This is a genomic window from Arthrobacter sp. DualSoilB13, from assembly GCF_055389195.1.
In genome coordinates this window covers 558,661-580,592 of sequence record NZ_AP035865.1, presented here as the reverse complement: position 1 = coordinate 580,592, position 21,932 = coordinate 558,661, and the positions used below count along the sequence as shown (strand labels likewise).

19 protein-coding genes are annotated in these 21,932 nt (G+C 62.3%); 5 read left to right on the top strand and 14 right to left on the bottom strand.

Annotation, left to right across the window (positions count from 1 at the left end; genetic code table 11):
- Positions 1 to 30: 30 nt before the first annotated feature.
- Complete coding sequence (locus tag ACZ5J0_RS02835; protein WP_142936807.1) at positions 31 to 897, bottom strand: ABC transporter substrate-binding protein; 867 nt, start codon at positions 895 to 897, stop codon at positions 31 to 33.
- A 180-nt stretch (positions 898 to 1,077) separates the two neighbouring features.
- Between ACZ5J0_RS02835 and ACZ5J0_RS02830 the strand changes: the two genes are divergently transcribed.
- Entirely contained in the window at positions 1,078 to 2,172 is a 1,095-nt protein-coding gene (locus tag ACZ5J0_RS02830) for a LacI family DNA-binding transcriptional regulator (RefSeq protein ID WP_142936808.1), read from the top strand.
- An 87-nt stretch (positions 2,173 to 2,259) separates the two neighbouring features.
- Here ACZ5J0_RS02830 and ACZ5J0_RS02825 read toward each other — a convergent pair whose 3' ends face one another.
- The 3 genes from ACZ5J0_RS02825 to ACZ5J0_RS02815 all read right to left on the bottom strand — a co-directional run bounded on the left by ACZ5J0_RS02825 (position 2,260) and on the right by ACZ5J0_RS02815 (position 5,393).
- Positions 2,260 to 3,402 (bottom strand): App1 family protein, encoded by a 1,143-nt coding sequence (locus ACZ5J0_RS02825; RefSeq protein WP_142936809.1) that lies wholly within the window; start codon positions 3,400 to 3,402, stop codon positions 2,260 to 2,262.
- 81 nt (positions 3,403 to 3,483) lie between these two features.
- Positions 3,484 to 4,785 carry a cation:proton antiporter gene (locus tag ACZ5J0_RS02820; RefSeq protein ID WP_464094132.1) on the bottom strand — a complete coding sequence of 434 codons (1,302 nt, stop codon included), beginning with the start codon at positions 4,783 to 4,785 and terminating at the stop codon, positions 3,484 to 3,486.
- Positions 4,786 to 4,829: 44 nt separating this feature from the next.
- Positions 4,830 to 5,393, bottom strand: coding sequence for a TetR/AcrR family transcriptional regulator (locus tag ACZ5J0_RS02815; protein WP_142936811.1), 564 nt, complete (start codon positions 5,391 to 5,393; stop codon positions 4,830 to 4,832).
- Between the two features lie 95 nt (positions 5,394 to 5,488).
- On the opposite strand from ACZ5J0_RS02815, the gene ACZ5J0_RS02810 reads away from it, so the two are divergent.
- On the top strand, positions 5,489 to 6,322 hold the full coding sequence (locus tag ACZ5J0_RS02810; RefSeq protein ID WP_166841260.1) for an alpha/beta fold hydrolase: 834 nt from the start codon (positions 5,489 to 5,491) through the stop codon (positions 6,320 to 6,322).
- 212 nt (positions 6,323 to 6,534) lie between these two features.
- A complete protein-coding gene (locus tag ACZ5J0_RS02805) occupies positions 6,535 to 7,521 on the top strand; it encodes a malate dehydrogenase (protein ID WP_223941684.1) in 987 nt (328 codons plus the stop codon).
- 6 nt (positions 7,522 to 7,527) lie between these two features.
- Here ACZ5J0_RS02805 and ACZ5J0_RS02800 read toward each other — a convergent pair whose 3' ends face one another.
- On the bottom strand, positions 7,528 to 8,469 hold the full coding sequence (locus ACZ5J0_RS02800; RefSeq protein WP_223941683.1) for a LysR family transcriptional regulator: 942 nt from the start codon (positions 8,467 to 8,469) through the stop codon (positions 7,528 to 7,530).
- A 71-nt stretch (positions 8,470 to 8,540) separates the two neighbouring features.
- Here ACZ5J0_RS02800 and ACZ5J0_RS02795 point away from each other — a divergent pair, with 71 nt between their 5' ends.
- Positions 8,541 to 10,289, top strand: coding sequence for an L-aspartate oxidase (locus ACZ5J0_RS02795; RefSeq protein ID WP_464094131.1), 1,749 nt, complete (start codon positions 8,541 to 8,543; stop codon positions 10,287 to 10,289).
- Positions 10,290 to 10,315: 26 nt separating this feature from the next.
- On the opposite strand, the gene ACZ5J0_RS02790 is transcribed toward ACZ5J0_RS02795, so the two are convergent.
- From ACZ5J0_RS02790 to ACZ5J0_RS02760, 7 genes are all read right to left on the bottom strand, one after another.
- Positions 10,316 to 11,236, bottom strand: coding sequence for an NADP-dependent oxidoreductase (locus tag ACZ5J0_RS02790; RefSeq protein ID WP_464094130.1), 921 nt, complete (start codon positions 11,234 to 11,236; stop codon positions 10,316 to 10,318).
- A 9-nt stretch (positions 11,237 to 11,245) separates the two neighbouring features.
- Positions 11,246 to 11,479, bottom strand: a complete 234-nt coding sequence (locus ACZ5J0_RS02785) for a DUF6480 family protein (RefSeq protein WP_142936817.1) — start codon at positions 11,477 to 11,479, stop codon at positions 11,246 to 11,248.
- A 62-nt stretch (positions 11,480 to 11,541) separates the two neighbouring features.
- A complete protein-coding gene (locus tag ACZ5J0_RS02780) occupies positions 11,542 to 12,420 on the bottom strand; it encodes an SMP-30/gluconolactonase/LRE family protein (RefSeq protein WP_223941680.1) in 879 nt (292 codons plus the stop codon).
- A gap of 10 nt (positions 12,421 to 12,430) precedes the next feature.
- A complete protein-coding gene (locus ACZ5J0_RS02775; RefSeq protein ID WP_464094129.1) occupies positions 12,431 to 13,888 on the bottom strand; it encodes an MFS transporter in 1,458 nt (485 codons plus the stop codon).
- A 107-nt stretch (positions 13,889 to 13,995) separates the two neighbouring features.
- On the bottom strand, positions 13,996 to 16,218 hold the full coding sequence (locus ACZ5J0_RS02770; RefSeq protein WP_464094128.1) for a glycoside hydrolase family 3 N-terminal domain-containing protein: 2,223 nt from the start codon (positions 16,216 to 16,218) through the stop codon (positions 13,996 to 13,998).
- A gap of 5 nt (positions 16,219 to 16,223) precedes the next feature.
- On the bottom strand, positions 16,224 to 16,601 hold the full coding sequence (locus ACZ5J0_RS02765; protein WP_223941677.1) for a C-glycoside deglycosidase beta subunit domain-containing protein: 378 nt from the start codon (positions 16,599 to 16,601) through the stop codon (positions 16,224 to 16,226).
- 4 nt (positions 16,602 to 16,605) lie between these two features.
- Complete coding sequence (locus ACZ5J0_RS02760) at positions 16,606 to 17,661, bottom strand: TIM barrel protein (RefSeq protein ID WP_464094127.1); 1,056 nt, start codon at positions 17,659 to 17,661, stop codon at positions 16,606 to 16,608.
- A gap of 292 nt (positions 17,662 to 17,953) precedes the next feature.
- On the opposite strand from ACZ5J0_RS02760, the gene ACZ5J0_RS02755 reads away from it, so the two are divergent.
- Positions 17,954 to 19,468: a GMC oxidoreductase gene (locus tag ACZ5J0_RS02755; protein ID WP_464094126.1), complete on the top strand. Its 1,515-nt coding sequence runs from the start codon at positions 17,954 to 17,956 to the stop codon at positions 19,466 to 19,468.
- 94 nt (positions 19,469 to 19,562) lie between these two features.
- Here ACZ5J0_RS02755 and ACZ5J0_RS02750 read toward each other — a convergent pair whose 3' ends face one another.
- Positions 19,563 to 21,098 (bottom strand): family 43 glycosylhydrolase, encoded by a 1,536-nt coding sequence (locus tag ACZ5J0_RS02750; RefSeq protein WP_464094125.1) that lies wholly within the window; start codon positions 21,096 to 21,098, stop codon positions 19,563 to 19,565.
- Positions 21,095 to 21,931, bottom strand: coding sequence for a carbohydrate ABC transporter permease (locus ACZ5J0_RS02745; protein WP_223941673.1), 837 nt, complete (start codon positions 21,929 to 21,931; stop codon positions 21,095 to 21,097). Before ACZ5J0_RS02745 ends, ACZ5J0_RS02750 begins: the two co-directional genes overlap by 4 nt.
- Position 21,932: the final 1 nt, after the last annotated feature.

Sequence of the window (21,932 nt, the reverse complement as noted above, 5' to 3'; positions counted from 1 at the left end):
CGTTAGGTGTTGGGTGGCTTACTTACTGGCTTACTTACTTGCCGTCGGGGAAGGGCTGGAGGTCCGCTCGGCCTTCGGGAGGTACTGTTCCGGCATCGGCGAACCCGGGAACCACTTTTCGTAGAGCTTCTTCCACGTGCCGTCCTCCATTGCTTCGGCCAGGCCCTTGTTCAGGGCTTCCTTGAAGGCGGGCTTGTCCTTGGCTATTGCGAAACCTGCCGGAGCATCGAAGGACGGAATGTCCGCGGCGCTGACCAGTCCAAACTGCGCCTGGTATTCCTTGGCGGCCTCGTAGTCCAGGAAGTGGGCGTCCACGGAACCGCTGTTGACTGCTGAAATGGCGGTGTTGTTGTCCGGGAAGCGGACCAACTGCGCCGAGGTGAAGTTCTTCACGGCGTAGGCTTCCTGCAGGGTGCCTTGGACAACGCCCAGGCGCTTGCCGTTCAGGCCGTCGGCGTCGTTGATGCCGGAGTTCTTGGTGGTGATGACTGTCAGGTATCCGGCGAGGTAGCCGTCTGAGAAGTCCACAGTTTCCTTGCGCTTGTCCGTGATGCCGATGGCCGCCACGCCCACGTCGAACTGGCCGTTGGCTACCGCTGCCAGAAGTCCGGAGAAGTCCTGTCCGGTGAAGACGACTTTGTCTACGCCGGCCCGTTGGGCCACGTCCTTGAAGAGTTCCACGTCAAAGCCAGTGAAGTTACCCGAGGCGTCGGTGAAGGTGTAGGGCTTGGAATCGCCGAGGCTGGCGACGCGGATGGTGCCGGGCTCGATCAGGCCGTAGGGGTTATCGGCTGAGGGCGAGGAGCTGGCGGAGGATCCGCCGCATCCCGAGAGGGCGAGGATGGCCGCCAGAGCCGCTGCTGCGAGGGCTGCCGGGCGGAAGTTCAGTTTGAACACAGCGTTGTCCAATCGTGGGAGGGAGAGCGGTGCTGTCAGGAGCCGCAAAGTGTTATTGCTCGATGCGGGGTCTTGTTGAGTCCGGTCTCAGACTCTAGGATTGAGACCGGACTCACATCGATTGATTAGAATGTAGCGGAAGTCACAAAGCCGCGTCAACACCCCACGTGAAAGGTGAACATGAGCACTGAAGGATCCCGACGGCGGGACGTAACGGTTGCCGACGTCGCCAAGGCCGCGCAAGTGTCCAAGGCCCAAGCAGCCCGCGCACTGGGCAACTACGGGGCGGTCAGCGACGACGTCCGCGAGCGCGTCCTGGCCGCGGCCGAAAAGCTCGAGTACCGGCCCAACGAGCTGGCGCGCAGCATGAACACGGGCAAATCGAACACCATTGGCGTTGTGGTGGGCGATATCGAAAACCCGCATTTCGGGCTCGCCACCAGGGGCATCACGGACACCGCCAAGAAGAGCGGCTTCAACGTCATCCTCATTAACACTGACGAGGAACAAACCGCCGAGGTGGACGCCGTCCGCGTGCTGTTGGACAAGCGGGTTGATGGGCTCATTGTGGCGCCAGCCTCGTCCGTGGAGACCTCGCATTTACGGCAGGTCCGCGATTCCGGTCGTCCACTTGTTTTGTTGGACCGTGGAGCCGAAGGTCTGGACGTTGAGACCTTCGCCGTGGACATGGGCGGCATCTCCTATGAATCCACCAAGTACTTGATCGAGGCCGGACACCGGCGCATCGCTTTCGTTTCCACCCTCAAGGCAGACCGACCCTACCAGGACGGGATGGCTTTGGACTCCTCGCAGATCTCGGACCGTCTTGACGGGATCCGCCGAGCCTTCGACGACCAGGGTCTCAGCTTCCCGGCAGACCTGGTTCGGCTCAACGCCGGAGACGCCGAATCCACCAAGGAGATCACCCGCCAGCTTCTTAGTGGGCCGGACGCAGCCACAGCGATCATCGCCTCGGACGGCCTGATCGCCCTGAGCGTGGTGGAAGCTATCCAGGAATCCGGGCTTGCCATCCCGGACGACGTCTCATTCCTCATGTACGACGATTTCGCGTGGACGCGCCTCACCACTCCCCCGCTCACCGTGATCGCACAGCCCGTCTACGACATGGGAATTGCAGCCGCTTCGGCATTGATCCGGCAAATTGAGGGCAGGAGATCGTCAGCGCCTGCTCGCGAGTTGGTGGCCACCTTGATCCACCGGGGATCCGTCGGAGCACCCAGAGAGGCGGACGTACTCAGCCAGGCCGGCGGCTAAGAGGGTAACGGCGCCGAGATCGCTGGAATCCTGCCGGATCGCCGGTAGTTTGGGCCCGCTTCGACGTTTGTCGACGTCGCGTAGTGACTACTCCGAGGCTGCTTGAACGTCGCCTTCCTCTGGATCGTCGGCGGAGCGGACCTCGTTCCGGATGACGCCCAGCTCTTCGAGCCTGGCAGACATTCCCGCCCCATCCGGCGCGTAGATCCAAGGAACCCCGGGGGTTGGTTGGCCGCCTGACTTGGAGCGACCTCCCGCCAGCACCGCTTCACCGGCCGAGAGTTGGCGGATGGCGATGGCCCTGACATTGGCGGGATGACGGTGGGCGAACTCGGAGTAAATCGCTTCGTCGTGCTGGCCGTCGTCGCCCACCAACAGCCACTTGATGTTGGGGAATTCCTCCGCGAGGCGTTCCAACGAGGTCCGTTTGTGCTCTTGCCCGCTGCGGAACCAACGGTCAGGAGTGGGACCCCAGTCGGTCAAAAGCTTGGGCCCGGCGGGGTACAGATTGCGGGACAGGAATCTGGACAGCGTCGGTGCTACGTTCCAGGCCCCGGTGGACAGATACAGCACTGGAGCCGAAGGCGCCGTCCGGGCAATCCGTTCGTACAACACCGCCATGCCCGGCGTGGGGGTTCTGGCGTGCTCGTTGAGGACAAAAGTGTTCCACGCTGCCAGGAAAGGACGCGGCAGTGCCGTGACCATCACGGTGTCGTCGATGTCAGATACCACGCCGAACTCTGCATCATCCGCGACGATCTCCACAGGAGCCTCTACGGTTTCGGATTCCCCCGACTGAAGGGTGATGGTGTGCCACCCGGCGTCCAGGGCTACTGGAATACGCGCATCCACCACTCCGCCGCGGTCAGCCTTCACATCGAAAACCGTGCCGGCAATGGTCACGTTCACACGAGCATTCGCCACGGGCGCACTGGTGAAGTTGCGCCACCCGCGCATGCTTTCCTGCAATGGACGGGCGTGACCCGCGGCGTCCCGGGGGTCACTGCGGACAACCCGCGCAAGGACCCGCACCCAGGAGGTGCTCCCGTACCCGGTGTAAGGGATGACGGTTTCCACCCGGCCACGCCGGATGGCGAGGCGCGTCTGAAAACCAAGCCACGCGTCGTCGAGCCTCATAGCGAGGTGACGGCGCCCTTTACTCAGCGGCCTGGGGCCATCATTGTCAACGGCGTCGGACTGGGGGCGCGGTTTCATGGGACGGGGAGACATGCCACCAGTCTTCCATGGCCCGGTCTCCTTCCGCAGTGAGCCCGTCCACTGTGAAGTGGGCGCCGGTCACACGCTCGCACGCTAAACAGCGGTTGTCGGCGCCCGGCCTTCGTCGCCATGCTGCTCGCGAGCCGCGGCCAGCCGCAGCCGATCCAGCCGGTTCATCAGCGGTGCAGTGGTGGCCCCGTGCACCACGATGGACAGCGCCACCACCAGCGCAATAAAGGCCCAAAGCTTCTCCGACTCGGCGTCGAAGTTCCCATGGGTCAGCGCGTATCCCACGTAATAGAGTGAGCCGATCCCGCGGATGCCGAAGTAGGAGATGGCCAGGCGTTCCCGTGGACCGGTCTTGCCACCCATCAACCCGAGCCATCCTGCCAACGGACGGACCAACAAAAGGAACACCAAAGCTACCAACACCTCCGTCCACCCGATCCCGCCCAAGAGACCGCGGGCAATGGCGCCTCCAAGGAGCACCAGGATCACCACAGTCATGAGGCGCTCGAGCTGCTCAACATAACCGTGCAGCACCTGGTGGTACGAGTGGTGGCGTTCAGCAGAACGGATAGTCACGGCGCAGATGAAGACGGCGACGAACCCGTAGCCTTCCACCAATTCGGCCACGCCGTAAGCCAGGAAGGTGGCCGCGAGCGCCACGAAACCTTCAGAGTGATCCGATAACCGGAAGCTCTTTCCTTTGGCGGCAAAGAAAATCAGGCTCAGGAGTTTGCCGGTACCGAAACCGAGCAGCACGCCAACAGCTATTCGCCACAGAACATCCAGGCCAACCCACTCCCCCAACCATGCGCTGGGAGATGCCCCCACCAAGCTGATGAGGATGGCCAGATAAACAAATGGGAAGGCCAGGCCATCATTCAAACCGGCCTCTGAGGTCAAGGCGAAGCGAACCTCATCCTCATCCGGGTCCTCTTCCGTGTCTGCGGGTTTTCCTACTTGGACCTCGGAGGCCAACACCGGGTCAGTGGGTGCAATCGCGGCCCCAACGAGGATGGCGGCGGCCAGACCCAGCCCCAACACCCACAAGCCCATCAGCGTCATCGCAAGTATGCACAACGGCATGACGATCCCCAGCAAACGCCAGGTAGTGGACCAACCCCGCCAATGGAAGGGCCTGTCCAGGGCCAGTCCCGCACCCATGAGGGAAATGATGACGCACACTTCCGTCAAATGCATCGCGAAGTCCGCATGGAGAATGGGGTCCGGGTCCGGCAAATCAGGAAGCAAGGTGAATGCCAGAATGCCGCTACCCAGGAAGACCATGGGCATTGAGAGAGGCATGTGGCGCAACAATTTTGGCAGGACAGCGGCGGCCAACACCGCAAAGCCTGCCGAGAGGAACAAGATGCTGGGGACTTCAAACACGAATGGTCTACTTCCTGACGAGCCGTTCGACTCGTCTCAGAAGCCTAGTTGGAAGTCAGCGCTGCGTCGATCAGAACTTCGGCCGCTTGACGCGCCTGCCCCGCGGCATCGGATGTCCCCGCGATGGCCGCCGTGGTCTGGGCGCCCTCGGCGAGAATGGCGAGCTGGGGCGCCAAATACGGTGGGGCGCCGGCTTCTACCGCCAGGCGTGCAACATACTCCTGGAATGATTCCTTGTGTTTCCGTGCATATTCGGCCACCTCGGGGCTGATGGCACCGAGTTCAGCAAAGCTGTTGATGAAGCCGCACCCCCGGAACGAGTCCTGGCAGAACCATCCCGCAAGGTAGTCAAAAATGGCGAGGAGCCGCGTTTTGGGCGTCCCGGCTTGTTGCACTGTGGCGTCCAGCCCTTCGGTCCAGGACTGATGCCGATACTCCAGCACGGCCATGACGATGCTGCTCTTTGAGGGAAATTCCCCGTAGAGCTTCTTCAAAGACACTCCTGCCGCCGAGCGGAGTTCGTCCATCCCGACGGCCTGGATTCCCTTGGAGTTGTAGAGCCCGTCGGCGGTGGCAACGATGCGTTCTCGAACCTCGGAAGAATTCATGTACCCATTCTACTTGCATTGAGAACGAACGTTCTCTACTATGGAAAACACCAAGGGAGAACGATCGTTCTCCGCTTCGAGAAAAGGGACAAATCATGGGCTTCATCAAGGTTGGCACCGAGAACACCACGGACATTGAGCTCTACTACGAAGACCACGGAACAGGTCAGCCCGTAGTCCTCATCCACGGCTACCCCTTGGACGGCGGCTCCTGGGAGAAGCAGACCGCAGCCCTCCTCAACGCCGGATACCGTGTGATCACCTACGACCGCCGCGGCTTCGGCAAATCCAGCAAGCCGACCACCGGCTACGACTACGACACGTTCGCAGCAGATCTGAACACCGTGCTTGAAACCTTGGACCTTCAGGACGCCGTGCTGGTAGGTTTCTCGATGGGCACCGGCGAAGTGGGACGCTACCTCGGCACCTACGGTGAAGCCCGCATCGCCAAGGCCGCATTCCTGGCCTCCCTCGAACCCTTCCTCCTCCAGACTGACGACAACCCCACCGGCGTTCCGTCATCAGTCTTCGACGGCATCCGTAACGCCGCCATCGAGGACCGCTACGCCTGGTTCACCAACTTCTACAACGACTTCTTCAACACCGATAACTTCCTGGGCAACCGCCTCAGCGAAGAAGCCCTGAAGAATTCCTGGAATGTGGCCGCAGGCTCGTCCTGGTACGCGTCCTTCGCAGTGGTGGATTCCTGGCTCACCGACTTCCGCTCCGACATTGAGAAGGTCACCGTCCCTTCACTGATCGTCCACGGCACCGACGACCGCATCCTGCCAATCGATGCAACGGGACGCGAATTCACCAAGCGCCTCCCTTCGGCCGAGTACGTGGAAATCGAAGACGCACCGCACGGCATGCTCTGGACGCATGGCGCCGAAATCAACGAGGTCCTGCTCCGCTTCCTGGCGAAGTAAAGAACTCACGACGGCGGCAACTCGCCGCCCGTTCCACCTGAATCGCCGGATGGGCTCCAGTTCGCTGGGCCCGTCCGGCGATTTCGCGTTGTTCCAGCGGTTTCGTGTTTGTTCCGGCGATGTCGCAATGAGTCGTTGGCCGGCTCTGTGGCACGATGACTTACAGCTTGCAAAGTCCATCGGATACGTCAGAACAGCAAGGAGAACCACACGTGAGAACGCCCATCAAGATCGCTGTGACCGGCGCAGCTGGCCAGATCGGCTACAGCCTCCTCTTCCGGATCGCCAGTGGTGCCTTGTTCGGTCCCGATACTCAGGTGCAACTCAGGCTCCTGGAGATCACCCCCGCGTTAAAGGCACTTGAGGGTGTTGTGATGGAGCTGGACGATTGCGCTTTTCCCACCCTGGACTCGGTGGAGATCGGCGACGACGCCGACCATATTTTCGACGCCGTGAATCTGGCCCTCCTCGTTGGCGCACGGCCGCGGACCAAAGGCATGGAACGCGGCGAGCTACTCAGTGCCAATGGTGCGATCTTCACCGCGCAAGGCCAGGCCCTCAACAGGGTCGCGGCCGACGACGTTCGGATCGGCGTAACGGGAAATCCGGCCAACACCAACGCTTTGATTGCCATGACCAACGCCCCGGACATCCCCGCAGAACGGTTCAGCGCGCTGACCCGGTTGGATCACAACCGCGCCCTTGGACAGCTCGCCAGGAAGACCGGTGTCCGGGTTGGGGACATCCGCAGGATGACCGTGTGGGGCAATCACTCCGCAACACAGTATCCGGACATCTTCCATGCCGAAGTCGCTGGCCGGAACGCGGCCGAGGTGGTGAACGATCAGGACTGGATTGAGAACCACTTCATCCCCACGGTTGCCCAGCGAGGAGCAGCGATCATCGACGCCCGGGGCGCCTCTTCTGCGGCATCGGCAGCTTCAGCCACCGTGGACGCAGCCCGCGATTGGCTCCTTGGCACACCCGAGGACGATTGGGTATCGATGGCCGTAGCCTCCGACGGTTCATACGGGGTGCCCGAGGGACTTATTTACTCATACCCGGTGACTACTTCGGACGGAAACTGGGAAATTGTTCAAGGACTGGAAGTGAACGACTTTAGCCGCGGGAAGATGGATGCTACAGCCAGTGAGCTTTTGGACGAGCGGGCTGCCGTGGCTGAACTCGGCTTGATCTGACATACGTCAGCGGCGCTGAGTTGGCGTGACCAGGCGTGCAAGCTCAGTGCCTGGCGCGGCAAGCCGGTCCACCGTGGTGAAGATAAAGTCCTGCATTGCTGCCGTGGCTGCCGAAGGAGCGATGTCGTTGCGTCGGGCCAGGTTGACGGTCCGTGTCAGCGACGGGTTGACCAAACGGGCACTACGCAGCCCAGGCCGGCCGATGACAACCATTGCCGGCACCACCGCCACGCCCAGTCCCCGTTCCACGAACCGCAGCACGGCGTCCATCTCTGCGCCTTCGACGGCGATCAGCGGTTCCAATCCTCTGGCGGAAAAGGCCGCCTCGGTGGCCACCCTCAGGTCATAACTTCTGTTGAAGGCCACCTGCGGAATGTTCGCCAGTTCTTCCAGGGTGAGCTCTTCGCGCTGCGCAGATCCAGCGGCCGACACAACCACCAGCTCCTCGGTCAGCAGCGGAATCAATTCCGTGCCGTGCACGGCGGGATCCGATCCACGGGTTACCACCAAGGCCAGGTCCAGCGCGCTTTCGTTCAGGGCATCAACCAGGAATCGCGAACCGCCTTCGGTGATGTGCAGTTCGACTCCGGGGTGCGCACTTCGGAAGGCGGCCAGCACATCGGCCACCAGTGAGACGCACAGGGTAGGTGGGGCGCCCAGGCGAATGCGGCCCCGCCGCAATCCCGCTAGCTCGTTCATCTGCTCCCGCGCAGTCTCTGCGTCTCCAAGCATGCGCCGGGCTATGGGCAGGAGGAGCTCTCCCGCAGTCGTCAGAGTTGCTCCCGAGGGTCCGCGATGGAACAGGGCCATTCCAAGATCGGCCTCAAGTGCTGCGATCTGCCGGCTAAGAGAAGGTTGCGCAAGATACAACTGCTCCGCCGCGCGTGTGAAGTGCCCCACTCGGGCGATGGCCTCGAAGGAGCGTAACTGCTCTAGCTTCATTCTCATAGCATAAATGCATCGTGGTGACTCAAATAATTCATTGGATACATGATGTAAAGCCATTTAGCGTGATAGTCATGAACCTCAACACCACTCCAGAACGACTTTTGTCCACTTCGGTGCTCGTTATCGGCACCGGAGGCGCCGGTCTGCGCGCTTCCATTGAACTCGCCCAGCGCGGGGTCCAGGTGTTGGCGGTGGGTAAGCGTCGCAAACACGACGCCCACACGAGCCTGGCCGCCGGGGGCATCAACGCCGCGCTGGGCACCATGGACCCTGAGGACAGCTGGCAGCAGCACGCCGCTGATACCTTGCGGGAGTCCTACTTCCTAGCCGATCCCGCAATCGTGGAGACCGTAGCCCGCAACGCGGCACGAGGTATCGAGGACCTTGAACGGTGGGGTATGCCGTTCGCCCGGGAGGCGGATGGACGAATTTCCCAGCGATTCTTTGGCGCCCACAAGTATCGGCGTACCGCCTACGCCGGGGACTACACCGGGTTGGAAATCCAGCGCACCCTGATGCGCCGGGCGGCAGAGTTGAACGTCCCCATCATCGACACCGTCTACATCACGAGGTTGCTTGTTGCCGACGGCACCGTCTTTGGAGCCTACGGATTCGACGTCGTAGACGGTACCCCCGTGCAGATCCACGCTGATGCGGTCATCCTGGCCGCGGGCGGGCACACACGCATCTGGCGTCACACCTCTTCCCGACGCGATGAGAACACCGGGGATTCCTTCCGCCTGGCCGCGCTGGCCGGAGCCAGGATCCGCGACGCCGAGCTGGTCCAGTTCCACCCTTCCGGCCTCTTGGAGCCAGACGACGCCGCCGGCACCCTGGTCTCCGAGGCGGCGCGCGGAGAGGGAGGCATCCTCACCAACGCTCTGGGTGAGCGCTTTATGGAACGCTACGATCCCGAGCGCATGGAACTGTCCACCCGTGACCGGGTTGCGCTGGCCGCATTCACGGAGGTCGCCGAAGGTCGCGGGACCGAGAAGGGCGGCGTCTACCTGGACGTCTCCCACCTGCCTCGGGAAACCATCATGGAAAAGCTGCCCCGGGTCTACCGCACCATGATCGACCTGCAGATGCTGGACATCACCACCACCAAAATCGAAATTGCGCCCACCGCTCATTACTCAATGGGCGGGGTGTGGGTTGCACCGGAGGACCACGGAACGGGAGTGAACGGCCTTTATGCAATCGGTGAGGCATCCTCCGGGCTTCACGGCGCCAACCGTCTCGGCGGGAATTCATTGATTGAGTTGCTCGTCTACGGTCGTATCACCGGCGAACACGTGGCCCACTACGTTCATTCACGCACCCACATTGTCCGGGATCCCGGGGCGATCGGAATAGCCCGCGGGGAAATGCAGACACTGCTCGGCGAACGTGGAACAGAGTCCGCCCGCAGGCTGCAGCGTGAACTACGAAACCTCATGACCGAACACGCCGGAGTTGTGCGGACGGAACAAGGACTGGAACGAGGACTGGAGAAATTGACCGCCTTGGAGGAACGTGCCCAACTGGTCACAGCCCACCCGGACATCGCAGGCTTCGATGATCTGGCCCACGCCTATGACCTCCTCGGCTCCCTGCTGGCAGCACGAGCCACCCTCGAGTGCGCGCTCGAACGCCGCGAAACCCGCGGAGCCCACAACCGGGCTGACTACCCAACGGCAGATCCCGCGCTGCAAGGGAACTTTGTCTGGTCCACAGATGAGGGCGTCAGTTTCGAAAGCCTGCCTCCGGCTCCGGATTCCTTCCGGGCGCTCGCCGAGGCCAACGCGGACGATTCGGTCGCCGGTAAGCTCGTGGAGTAAGGAGCCTGTTTGGGCGGAGCCTGGGGTTAGGGAACTGTGACCACTATCTTCCCGCGCGTATGCCCTTCCATGTTGAGCCGGAAAGCATCAACTGCCTTAGCCAATGGAAGGGCTTGCGCCACCTCCACCCGCATCTTGTGCTCGTCCACCAAGTCAGCGAGCTGCTGCAGCTCAGCTCCCACGGGATTGACCCACATCCAGGTACCGCCGTGGGCTTCCACCTCGCTGTCGGCGATGGAGGCGTGCCGGCCGTTCCCGGCCAGGACCTCCAAGGTTGTGTCAAGATTGCCACCCACGAAGTCGGCCACCACCTCCACGCCTTCGGGACGCAACGCCTTCACCTTTTCGGCGAGTCCGTCACCGTAGGCAACGGCCTCGGCGCCCAGGGACCGCAGGAAGTCATGGTTCCTTTCCGACGCCGTGGCGATCACCTTGGCGCCGCGCGCGACGGCGATCTGAATACCCAGGGAGCCCACTCCGCCGGAGCCGCCGTGGATCAGCACAGTCTCTCCCGACGTCAGACCCAATCGGTTAAGGACCTGAAGGGCTGTAAGTCCGGCCAAGGGGAGCCCGGCAGACTCGTTCCATTCCAAGGATTGTGGCTTTCGGGCGAGCAGCCGCTCGGGGAGGGCAATATACTCTGCAAAGCTTCCCCCGTGGACGTAGTCCTTACGGCCGTAGGAAATCACTTCGTCACCAGGTTTGAAGTGCGGAGCATCAATTCCGACAGCTTCGACAACGCCGGCTACGTCCCAGCCGGGGATCGCCGGGAATTGAAGGTCCATGAACGAGTCCAAGTACCCGGCCATGATCTTCCAGTCCACGGGATTGACCGAGGTGGCCTTCACTTTAACCAGGACCACGCCCGGCCCAACCTTGGGCATGGGCTGGTCCGTTAGTTCAAGGACTTCCGGGCTTCCATATCGCTGGTAAGTGATCGCCTTCATGCCCGCCTCCTAGTCGAAGAAACCCACGATGTAGCCGATGAAGAACAGGAGAGTGAGCAGCACACCGGCACCGATGGCTCCCAGCCACAGGACCTGCGTACCTTTCCTGGGGCCGCCTTCGTCGTGGCCTTGGGGGCCGGCTGTTGAAGATTCGCCGGGAGGTGTTTCGCCAGGGGGCACTCCCCCGCCAGGCTCCAAGCCGGTGATCTTGTCCTCATACGGGTCGGGGTTGCTTCCGGACACATTCACTCCCTCGATCGCAGTGCTGGTGCTGTGTTCAGGGTATCGGGCGGAGCCGGGCAAGCCTAGCGGTCAGTGTGTAGGTGTGCGTCCCTCGTGGAAGTACGCAGCCGGTACAGGGCCGTGGTGGCCGTGATGTAGAGATCTGCACCGTCGGCCCCTCCAAAGCAGAGATTGGAAACCGTTTCAGGAACCTCGACGGCGGCCAGCAGCGCACCGTTGGGGGCGTAGACACGAACTGACGAGCCCGCTGACGTCCATACCCGCCCCTCGACGTCTACGCGGAATCCGTCCGAGGCCGCGTCGTCTTCGAGCTCAACGAACGTGCTGCCCGTCCCGCACGAGCCACCCACCACCGGGTAGACGGCAATGCGGAACGGTACTCCGTGGCCAGGGCCCGCCGTGTCCGCAACGTAGAGAAGCGATTCATCCGGGGAGAACGCGAGGCCGTTGGGATGCACCAAATCAGTGACCACAGGAGTCAGTTCGTCCCTGGCGGGGTCGAAGCGGAACACGTAGCAACCGCCGTATTCCTGCTCGCCCTCATGTCCTTCCACCGTCCCGGGCAGGATTCCGTAAGGAGGATCGGTAAACCAGACCGTCCCATCCCCTGCCACCACAACATCGTTGGGCGAGTTGAGCCGATACTCACCGAACGCATCAACGATCGGCGTCACCACGCCGTCGTGGTCCTTCTCGACGCGCCTGCGGCCGTGGCTGCACTGCACCACGCTGCCGTCGTGGTGGAGCGTTCGCCCGTTGGTGTACTCCACGCCGGTGGCGTATTCGCGCGTCGCGCCGGTGCCGGGAGAGAATTCGAGAATCCTGTTGTTGGGGATATCGCTCCAGCGAAGGGTCTGCGACGTCGGAATCCATAGTGGGCCCTCAGCCCAGACGGTTCCTTCAAACAACTTTTCCAGGGTTCCGGTGATCAGTTCATCCATAGGTTCGAGACTAATCGTTAGCAGGTTCCGAGCTGGGCTTGCGTGTCCGTTCCCTGGCGCTGAGCTTTCCGTCGGCGGGCATCACCAGAACCGCCACTACAGTGAGGGCGGCACTGACGAGTACCGCCAGGAAAACGGCTGATGAGGCTTGCACGGTGGTTTGCGGATCCGGGCCACCATGGGGACCGTTGGCATAGATGGCGTTGGCAATGGCACCGAAAACGGCCACACCAATGGAGCTGCCAATTGAACGTGCAAAGAGGTTGGTGCCGGTGACTACGCCGCGTTCATTCCATTCAACACTGGTTTGCGCGGCAATAAGGCTCGGCGTTGCCACCAGCCCAAGCCCGAGCCCGACGATGAAGCAAGCCGCCGCCACGAGCAGGATATTGGGGGTGGGGGCCGTGAGGGCTAGGACGGCAGCTCCGATCACTGTGATCGCTATGCCGATGAGGGCCGTGTTCCGAAAGCCGATGCGGAGGTAGAACCTGCCGGCTTGGGACGCGCTGATGGGCCAGCCAATGGTCAAGGCCGCCAAGGCGAGCCCGGCCAGCAGGGGTGAGGTCTTCAGTGACCCTTCCAGGAACGTTGGGACGTAGCTGGTAAGCCCGAGCATGACTGCACCAACGCCGAAAGAGATCATGGCCGTGGTCGCCAGCAGCCTGCGGGAGACAACCCACGGTGGGAGGACAGGTTCAGCGGCCCTCCTTTCCACCAGGAGAAACACAAGGAACAACACCGCTCCGCCGGCAAAAACCGAGATGCTGATCGCGGAGTCCCAAGGCCACGCTTGACCACCCTGAAGGGCTCCGAGGATGAGCAGGCTCAACGAAATCGTCAGCAGTCCGGCACCCAGGTAGTCAATGCGGTGCTTGGTCCGCTCCACGTTCTCGTGGAAAGTACGCAGGAGCATCCAACCAGCCAGCAGGCACAGCGGAATGTTGATCAGGAAGATCCAGCGCCAGATTCCCAGCGACGCGAAGATACCTCCAAGAGTGGGTCCCACAACAGAAGAGACCGCCCACACGCTAGCCAAATACCCCTGGACCTTGGCCCGTTCCGCCAAGGTATAGATATCGCCCGCAATGGTGATAGCAACGGGCTGGACCGCGCCGGCCCCAAGCCCCTGGAGCACACGGAACGCAATGAGCGCCGGCATGCTCCAGGCCAGCCCGCAGAGAATCGAGCCAAGCAGGAACAGGCCAATCCCGCCCAAAATCATTGGCTTTCGGCCTACGACGTCCGAGAGTTTGGCGTACACGGGCACGGACACTGCCTGCGCCAACAGATACGCGGAAAACAGCCAAGGAAACGAGGAAAAACCGCCGATGTCCGCCACGATTGACGGCACCGCCGTGGCAACGATGGTGGCATCGATCGCTACCAGGCCCGTGGCCAACATCAGCGCAATCAGGATGGGTCCCCGTTGGGAGCGGAATCCGACGCCGTCACTTGCCGTTGTTGTCATGTGGTCTCGTTTCGTCCGCATCGCCAGGAAGGCGCTCACCGTATCCAGTCCCATGGCGTAACCGCCACCGCGGCGGATTTAGTCCCGCGAGCCAACACCGATCCTCCTCAGGACACGCGGAGCTCCACAAGCTGGGTGTGGTCCAGGCCTCCGCCCACATGGACTTCAAAGGACCCGGCCTCTACTGCGTAGTGATCCTGGTTGTCCCAGAAACCGAGGTCCTTCCAGCCCAGCTCGAAAGTCAGTGTTGCGGACTGGCCCGGCCCCAGCGTTGACCTGGTGAAGGAGCGCAGCCGGCGGACAGGCTGGGACAGCGACGCCACCAGGTCCCGGATGAACACCATGGTGACCTCGTCCCCTGCCACGGCCCCGGTGTTCGTGACAGAGACCGACACCTGGACTGATCCGCCTGCCCGGAGGTCCTCCACGGAGATACTGGCCGGTGTCACACTGGGTGCGCCGTACTGGAAGGTGGTGTAACTGAGTCCGTGCCCAAAGGGGAACTGCGGTCCAAGTTCAAGGTCCCTGTACTTGGACGTGTAATGGTCATCCGTGTTCCCTGGACCCATCAACCCAACGTCGTGGGCGCCGCCGTCGATCGTTCCGGAAACTGTGGCCGGACGCCCCGTGTTTTCGTGGTCGTAGTAGATGGGTACCTGGCTGGAAGACCGTGGGAACGTCATAGGCAACCGCCCGCCCGGGTTCACGGCGCCGCTCAGGGCACGGGCCACGGCACGCGGACCCTCCAGCCCCGAGTGCCACGCCTCCAGAAACGCCGGCACGGCATCAATCCACGCAGCGGTCACCAAGGGCCGCCCGTTGAACATGACAACGGCCGACGGCGTACCGGTGGCAGCCACAGCAAGAATCAACTCTTCCTGGGCGCCGGGAAGCCGGAGGTCGCTGCGGGAGTTTGCCTCACCTGACAACGCCGAGGGTTCTCCGACGGCAACCACGATCGCGTCGAAGTCAGCGGCATCAGCCACGGTCTGGACTATCGATCCGGGGTCGCCGCCAAAAAAGCCCGTGGCGTCTCGCACTGTCAGTTGCCATTCCGGGCACTCTTGCCGGATTGCCTCGGCCAGGGAACCGGCTGGTTCGGCAAAGGACTGGACCCACGCACCGAGGTGGTCGGTGCTGTTGGCATACGGCCCCACAAGGAGTACCCGCTGGCGAGACGGGCCGAGCGGCAGGACGGACTGGTTCTTGAGCAGAACCAGCCCTTTCTCCGCAGTAGCCAGGGCAGCAATCCGGCTCTCGGGAGACGGTGCCGTCACCTCTTGTTCAGGGGCCTTGAAGGGATCGCTAAACAATCCCAACGCAAGTTTCAGGCGCAGAACCCGCCGGACGGCGTCGTCCACACGGGCCAACGGCACGTCATCCGGCCCAAGGCGGGCGCCGCCGTCGGCCGTTGTCACGTTGCCGCCCATTTCAACGTCCAGGCCAGCAGCAAACGACTGCCCCAGCGCGTCATCAAGGTCATCGGCAATGCCGTGGTCCAGCAGATTGACCACGCCGTCGGCGTCACCCACCACCACACCCTGGAATCCGAACTCCTCTTTCAAAATGGAGGTCAGCAGGTGGTGGTTGGCGTGCGCGGGCCGCCCGGAAACCGTGTTGAATGCCGCCATGACCGTGGCCACGCCGGCGTCGACAGCAGTCCTGAACGGTTCCAGATAGACGTTGCGAAGCCGCTGGCCGGAAACATCAACGGTGTTGTAGTCCCGTCCACCCTCCGCCTGCCCGTAGGCCACGAAGTGTTTGGCACACGCCAGCAAGGAGCCGGGATCACCCAACGATTCCCCTTGGTAGCCGCGCACCTTGGCCGCGCCGAACACGCTGTTGACGTAGGTGTCTTCTCCAAAGCCCTCAACCACCCGGCCCCAGCGAGGGTCCCGGGAAACATCGATCATGGGCGAGAACGTCCAGTTGACTCCCCCGGAAGCCGCCTCCTGCGCCGTGATGCGGGCATCCAGCTCTGCGGTGGCCGGGTCAAAGCTGGCCGCCTGGGCGAGGGGTACCGGAAAAGTGGTCCGTTGTCCGTGGATCACATCCAACCCCACCAGCAGTGGGATGCCGTGGGGAGTTTCCTCGCGGGCAATTCTCTGCAGCTCATTGGTGGCAGCGGCACTGCGGGGCCAAAAGATGGCACCGATTCCGCCGCGAACCAGCTCCGCAGCATCCTCCAGCCGCGGACGGAATGCTATTTGAAGTTGGGCAAGCTTCTGTTCCCACGTCATGGATTCCATGAGGCTTTCCACAAGCTCGTGCTGTGCCGGCGCCAATGTCACCGTGATCCTTTCGTTGGTGGTGGACATTGCGCCGGCCACGGCGGTCAGTCCTGGAGTGTTAGTACCTTTTGATCGGCGCCGCCGCCCGGAACGGGCATATAGGAGATCCTCAACCGCTCACGGACTGCCACGGAGTGCTCGCCCAAGCCCAGTCCGCCGGGCTTGTCCACAGCCACTGTTGCGATCTCGCCCATTTCCCAGCGGTCATCAAAGACCCCTGGAAGGTCTGTCAGTTTGTACGTGTTTCCGTGGACGGTCAGGGACACCGCAGAGGCAGGAGCTGTCTCGCCGTCGACCGTGACCTGTACGTCCTCCACCATGGAAAGCCCCAAGCCGCGGTAGTACGGAAGCCGAACGCCAAGCTGGAAGCCGGTGACGTCGTCGCCCTTCACCACGTTGCGGAGCGTGTCTTCAACGATCATGTACTTATCGAACACTGTGACCTCCCTGGGTTGAGGCGCCCGCGGCGACCCCCGCATTTTCAGTGGGCGAGCCTTCGCCGAGCAGGCGCTCAAACATCCGGTGCTGCCGGCGGACCTGCTCCACGCTGTCCACCTCAAAAATGTCCTGGATGTGTCTGTTGCCCTCGTACTCGCTGGAGAGGTAACCCTGGTAGCCACCCTCAATCAGCACCGGAATGATCTTTTCGTAAGGAATGCTGTACTCCACACCTTCATCGGTCATCTCGTAAAACTTGGCCTGGATGTGGTGGATCAGCGGCATGTGCTCCAACATCCCGCGCGGATCGTTCCAGGTAAGGAACGTGGAGAGACGGGCAATGCCCTGCTCCACCGGGTTGGCGCCCATGTAGTTGAACGTGTCCATCAGTCCGTGGACATCCCCACGGCTGTTGTACGTTTCCACCGCTAGATCCACAAAGTGGGGACGGGCCCCATCACGCAACGCCCGGTCCGACATGACCCGGGGGAAACGTTCAACGAACGTACCCATGTCCGGCATGAACCCCAACGCCGGAGACTGCAACCGGTGCATGACTTCCAAGTGCCGGATCACCCAGGGGTGCTCGTAGTGGAAGGGCGCGTGTACTTCCAAAAGCAACTTCAGGCCCAGCTTCTCAGCGTAGGAAGCGCAGGCCTCCATGACTTCCGGTGGCGTGTTGATGATGGCGCGGACATTCCGGGCGCCCATCCTCTTGGCGATGTCCAAGTCCTTGCGGACAGACGCCGTCATCTCATCCAGGGTCATGGCCCGGCCGGGGTACCGCTTGGTGTCCAGGAAAAGATCCGTGGCCACCGTGGTGGTGCCGTACTGCTGCATCCAGCCATCCCACGTGCGGTAGAAGGCTTCGCCGGGATCCGGATATCCAGTGATGGACTGCTCCGGGATAACCTCGAGTCCTAAAGCGCCTATGGAGGCGGCCTCGCTGACACAGTCCTCCAGGGACATCTTCTTCAGGAAGCATTCTTCCTGGTAGCTGTAGAAACTGACTCCACGCTTGATCTGATGGGCGATATTCAACACCCAGCTCCTCGTGTTTGGCGCGCACTGGTCGCGACATTTCGCACCGACCTACGACGGGCGTAGTCCAACGCTACTGTCGGCTTGCGGCAAATGGCAGTGGAGGCCGGATCAGGAACGCCAATGCCGCTTATCCACAGATCGAATGCCCCACAGGATGTTCCCGGGCACCTGCACCAGCTAGCGTTTCCACCAGGTGCCTGCATCGCCCACCGCGCGCACTGTGCGCTGATGCTCCCGGGCACCGTGCTGCAGGTTCACACGCCGGGCACTGAGTGATCCGCAAAGGATTCCCGTGAAAACCCCACCCATTGAATACGACGTCGTCATTGTTGGCAGCGGCCCCACCGGCTCCGCGTATGCCCGCATCCTCCACGAGGAGGCTCCGCGGCTGCGGGTCCTCATGGTCGAAGCCGGCCCGTCGCTGTCCGAACAACCGGGCCTGCACGTCAAAAACGTGCAGGATCCGCAGGAAAGGGCAGCCGCGCAACTGGCATCGCAAGGACCGGTCACCTCCCTCAGCCCGGAGTCCCCCGTCCCCGGACCGGGACGGCCAGGAACGTTCCTGTTGCGCCCGGACGAATTCGCTCCCTTAGCGGGAATGCCGGCCGCTGCGATGTCCAGCAACGTTGGTGGCATGGGTGCCCACTGGACCTGCGCTTGCCCCCGACCCGGCGCATCCGAGCGCATCTCTTTCCTGGATGACGGCACGCTGGACGCAGCACTTACCGAGGCCGAACGGCTCCTGTCCGTCACCGCCGGGGCATTCATTGACGCCCCCTTCTCCGCCGAAGTGCGGCGCCTGCTGGAGCATGCTTTTGACCGCACGGGTGCGGCCGCCATCCAGCCCATGCCGCTTGCCGTGCAAAAGCATCCGGATGGCACCATCACGTGGTCCGGGACCGACGTCGTTCTTGGCCCGCTGGCTGAACCCGCCACCCGCGGCGACTCGTTTGAGCTCCTTGACCAGACACTGTGCCAACGCGTAACGCTCGACGCCGGACGCGTCACCGGAGTGGAACTGAAGGACCTCACCACCGGGGCAGTCACCAAGGTCCGCGCGCCCGCAGTGGTGGTAGCCGCCGATGCCCTCCGCACACCGCAGCTCCTGTTCGCTTCGGGTGTGCGGCCGCGGGCACTGGGCCGGTACTTGAATGACCAGCCGCAGGTTATCAGCGCTGTCCGTTTGCCGGCCGATGTTGTGGCCGAAGGGGCCCACGCTGCCGGCACCGGGGCTGCCCTGCACAGTGGCGTGTCCTGGGTTCCCTACACGGACGATGAGCCTTTCCACGGCCAGGTGATGCAGCTTGATGCCTCGCCCGTACCACTGGCTGACGACGATCCGGTAGTGCCCGGATCCGTCGTAGGCCTGGGCTGGTTCTGCGCCACGGAAACCGTGGAAGAGAACAGGGTGGAATTCGATGACACCAGCCTGGACCACTACGGAATGCCGCGCATGAGCATCAACTACAACCTCACCTGGAACGACCTGCGGGTCATTGATGAGGCCAAGGACGCCGTGACCCGCGCGGGTAAAGCCCTGGGAACCTTCCTGGACGACAGGCCGCCGTTCCTCCTCCCCGCCGGTTCCTCGCTGCACTACCAGGGCTCGGTGCGGATGGGACAGCACGACGACGGCCGGTCCGTGTGCGGTCCGGACAGCCAGGTCTGGGGTACTGAGGGGCTGTACGTAGCCGGCAATGGCGTGATCCCGACGTCCACCGCCTGCAATCCAACCCTGACGTCCGTGGCGCTCGCAGTCCTGGGAGCACGGTCGCTGGCCCGGTCGCTGGCACGGAGCAGTCAATAGCCGTCCAAACCGCACGGCACGTCGTAAGCCGGACCTGGAAAGGCGGGTCCACCATGATTGGTGGGCCCGCCTTTTGTAACTTTGTGGTGGAACGTCAGTCTTCAAGCGCCCGGTAGTGGAAGTTCCTGAACCGCACGTGGCCGGAGCCCGTGGCAAACAGGGCAGGCCGCAGGCTCAGAAGCTCGCCGGCGGTATTGGTGTTGTAGCCGGACATCTCGTACCGCAGCCCGTGGCGGGTCCAGTTGACCCCATCGGTGCTGTAATACTGCGTGACGATGTGTGAATCGTTGACAATGCGGAAGTGGATGGTTGACGACGCCGGAGCCGGTTCCCGCCAATAGGGAATGTTCTTTCCGGCGCGGTAGCTCCGGAGCCGTTCCCCATCATGGCCCATCCCGCAGAACAGCCGGTCACTGTAATAGAGCAGCAGTCCACCTTCGGCGCCACCGGAAAACTCCGCTTCAACGGTGACCTCGTAGCGCCTGTCCCCCACAATGCAGGTCAGCGGAGAACTGTTGGATGGGTCGCTGCCGCTGGCGGCGAGAACCAGGCCGTCGTCCAATGAAACCCGCGAATACTCGTTCTTGCCAGGGGCATGGAACGACCATTGGATACCGAACCGGTCCTCTGCGAAATCGTCCGAAAGCTGAATCCCATGGCTGGTACCGCCTGCGGATGACGTGCTTGGAACAGGTGCCTGCAACGGCCGGGACAGATCCCCGCCCGCCGCCCGGGGCCACCCTTCGCTGTCCCATTCGATGGGCTCCACCAGAGTCTGGCGCCCCAAGGTGCTGAAGCCGTTTTCATAGGCATGGTAAATACTCCACCATTGACCGCGCGGGCCCTCGAAAATCGTGGCGTGCCCTTTGCTCCACCACGGTTCAGAGGCATCCCAGGTACGGATGATGGGGTTGGCAGGGCAGTCTTCCCACGGTCCGTGAATCGAACGGGAGCGGGCCACGGTGACCATGTGCCCTGTGGGCGGACCGGAGGTGCCGCCCACCGCCGTCGTCAGGTAAAACCATTCGCCGCGTCTGGTGAGTTTGGGTCCTTCCAGTGCGTAAGCCTCAGTCACCCAATCATCCGGGTAACGCCAGCCATCGTAGACATGCTCTAGGGGGCCGTCCGTGGACAAGCCGTCCGCACTCAGGCGCACGCGGCTCACGCCACTCAGGAACAGATAGCGGTGGCCGTCCTCCCCCACCACGTGCCCTGGGTCGATGTGTCCGTTGATCCCCAGGTTGACGGGTTCGCTCCACGGGCCGGCCATGGACTCAGCGTGGATGACGTAGATCTGGGCTGGAGCGGCCGGATCCGGCGACACGGACGTGGAAATGACGGGAACGTAAATGAAGTACCGGCCATCAACCTTGCACATGTCAGCTGCAAAGACGTTGCCAATGGGGGTGGGCAACGCGGGGCCCAGGGGCCGCCAGTTGAGGAGATCCGTGGAGTGCCAGATGATCAACCCCGGCGTGGACTCAAACGAGGAGAAAGTGAGGTAGTAGTCATCACCGTCCCGAAGGAGGGTGGGATCCGGGTGGTCACCGGCGAACACCGGGTTGATGTAGGTCCCGTCTCCCAAATCAGCGCGGCGTTGACCTTCTGTGACAACTTCGAGCGGGCTCAAGATTTAACCCCTCCAGTAAAGCCTTGGATGAATTTCTTCTGGGCCACCAGGAAGAACGCCAGAATGGGGATCATGGAGATGATGATCGCTGCGAAGATCACGTTCCACTGGGAGACGCTCTCGCCGACGAAGTTGTAGATCACCACCGGCAGCGTGACGGCATCTGAACCGTTAAGGAAGATCAGGCCCGTGAAAAAGTCGTTCCACACGATGAGTCCTGTGAAGATCGCCACCGTACCTGTGGCTGGCGACAGCAGGGGAAAGATGATCTTCCGGAAAACCGTGAAGCGGGAGGCGCCATCGATCTGGGCAGCTTCCTCATAATCCCTGGCGATGCCGTTGGTGAATCCCATGTACAAAAAGATGGAGATGGGCAGCAGGGCACCGGCGTACATGATGATGGTCCCTGCGTGGGTGCCCACCAGGCCAACGTTCCGCATGCCCACGTAGATGGGGATGATGGCAGCTTGGGCCGGCAAAACCATGGTGACCAGGATCAGTCCCATGGCAGCTTTGCTCAGCTTGCCCGTCCTGCGGCTCAACGTGTAAGCCGAGATTGATCCCACGGCCACCAGCACCAGAACGCTGCCGGCGGTGATGATGATGCTGTTGAGCATTCCATCCATCAACGTTGCCTGGCGACCGCCACGAATGGCTTGTCCAAACGCGTCAAGGGTGGGGTTGGTGACCAGCTGCATGGCCGACGTCGTCAGGGCGTCGTTGCCGTTTTTCAATGCCAGATTGATGAGGAAATAGAACGGCAGCAGGAAGATCAGGGCAACCAGGATCAGCAGTGCCTCGCGGAGCAAGGTCTTCTTCGTATAACGGAACATG

Bases quoted from the DNA above. Each gene is read 5' to 3' on its own strand.
- ACZ5J0_RS02775 (WP_464094129.1), bottom strand. From the start codon at position 13,888: ATGACAACAACGGCAAGTGACGGCGTCGGATTCCGCTCCCAACGGGGA.
- ACZ5J0_RS02765 (WP_223941677.1), bottom strand. From the start codon at position 16,601: ATGATCGTTGAAGACACGCTCCGCAACGTGGTGAAGGGCGACGACGTC.
- ACZ5J0_RS02780 (WP_223941680.1), bottom strand. From the start codon at position 12,420: ATGGATGAACTGATCACCGGAACCCTGGAAAAGTTGTTTGAAGGAACC.
- ACZ5J0_RS02745 (WP_223941673.1), bottom strand. From the start codon at position 21,931: ATGTTCCGTTATACGAAGAAGACCTTGCTCCGCGAGGCACTGCTGATC.
- ACZ5J0_RS02810 (WP_166841260.1), top strand. From the start codon at position 5,489: ATGGGCTTCATCAAGGTTGGCACCGAGAACACCACGGACATTGAGCTC.
- ACZ5J0_RS02830 (WP_142936808.1), top strand. From the start codon at position 1,078: ATGAGCACTGAAGGATCCCGACGGCGGGACGTAACGGTTGCCGACGTC.
- ACZ5J0_RS02800 (WP_223941683.1), bottom strand. From the start codon at position 8,469: ATGAGAATGAAGCTAGAGCAGTTACGCTCCTTCGAGGCCATCGCCCGA.
- ACZ5J0_RS02795 (WP_464094131.1), top strand. From the start codon at position 8,541: ATGAACCTCAACACCACTCCAGAACGACTTTTGTCCACTTCGGTGCTC.
- ACZ5J0_RS02790 (WP_464094130.1), bottom strand. From the start codon at position 11,236: ATGAAGGCGATCACTTACCAGCGATATGGAAGCCCGGAAGTCCTTGAA.
- ACZ5J0_RS02815 (WP_142936811.1), bottom strand. From the start codon at position 5,393: ATGAATTCTTCCGAGGTTCGAGAACGCATCGTTGCCACCGCCGACGGG.
- ACZ5J0_RS02825 (WP_142936809.1), bottom strand. From the start codon at position 3,402: ATGTCTCCCCGTCCCATGAAACCGCGCCCCCAGTCCGACGCCGTTGAC.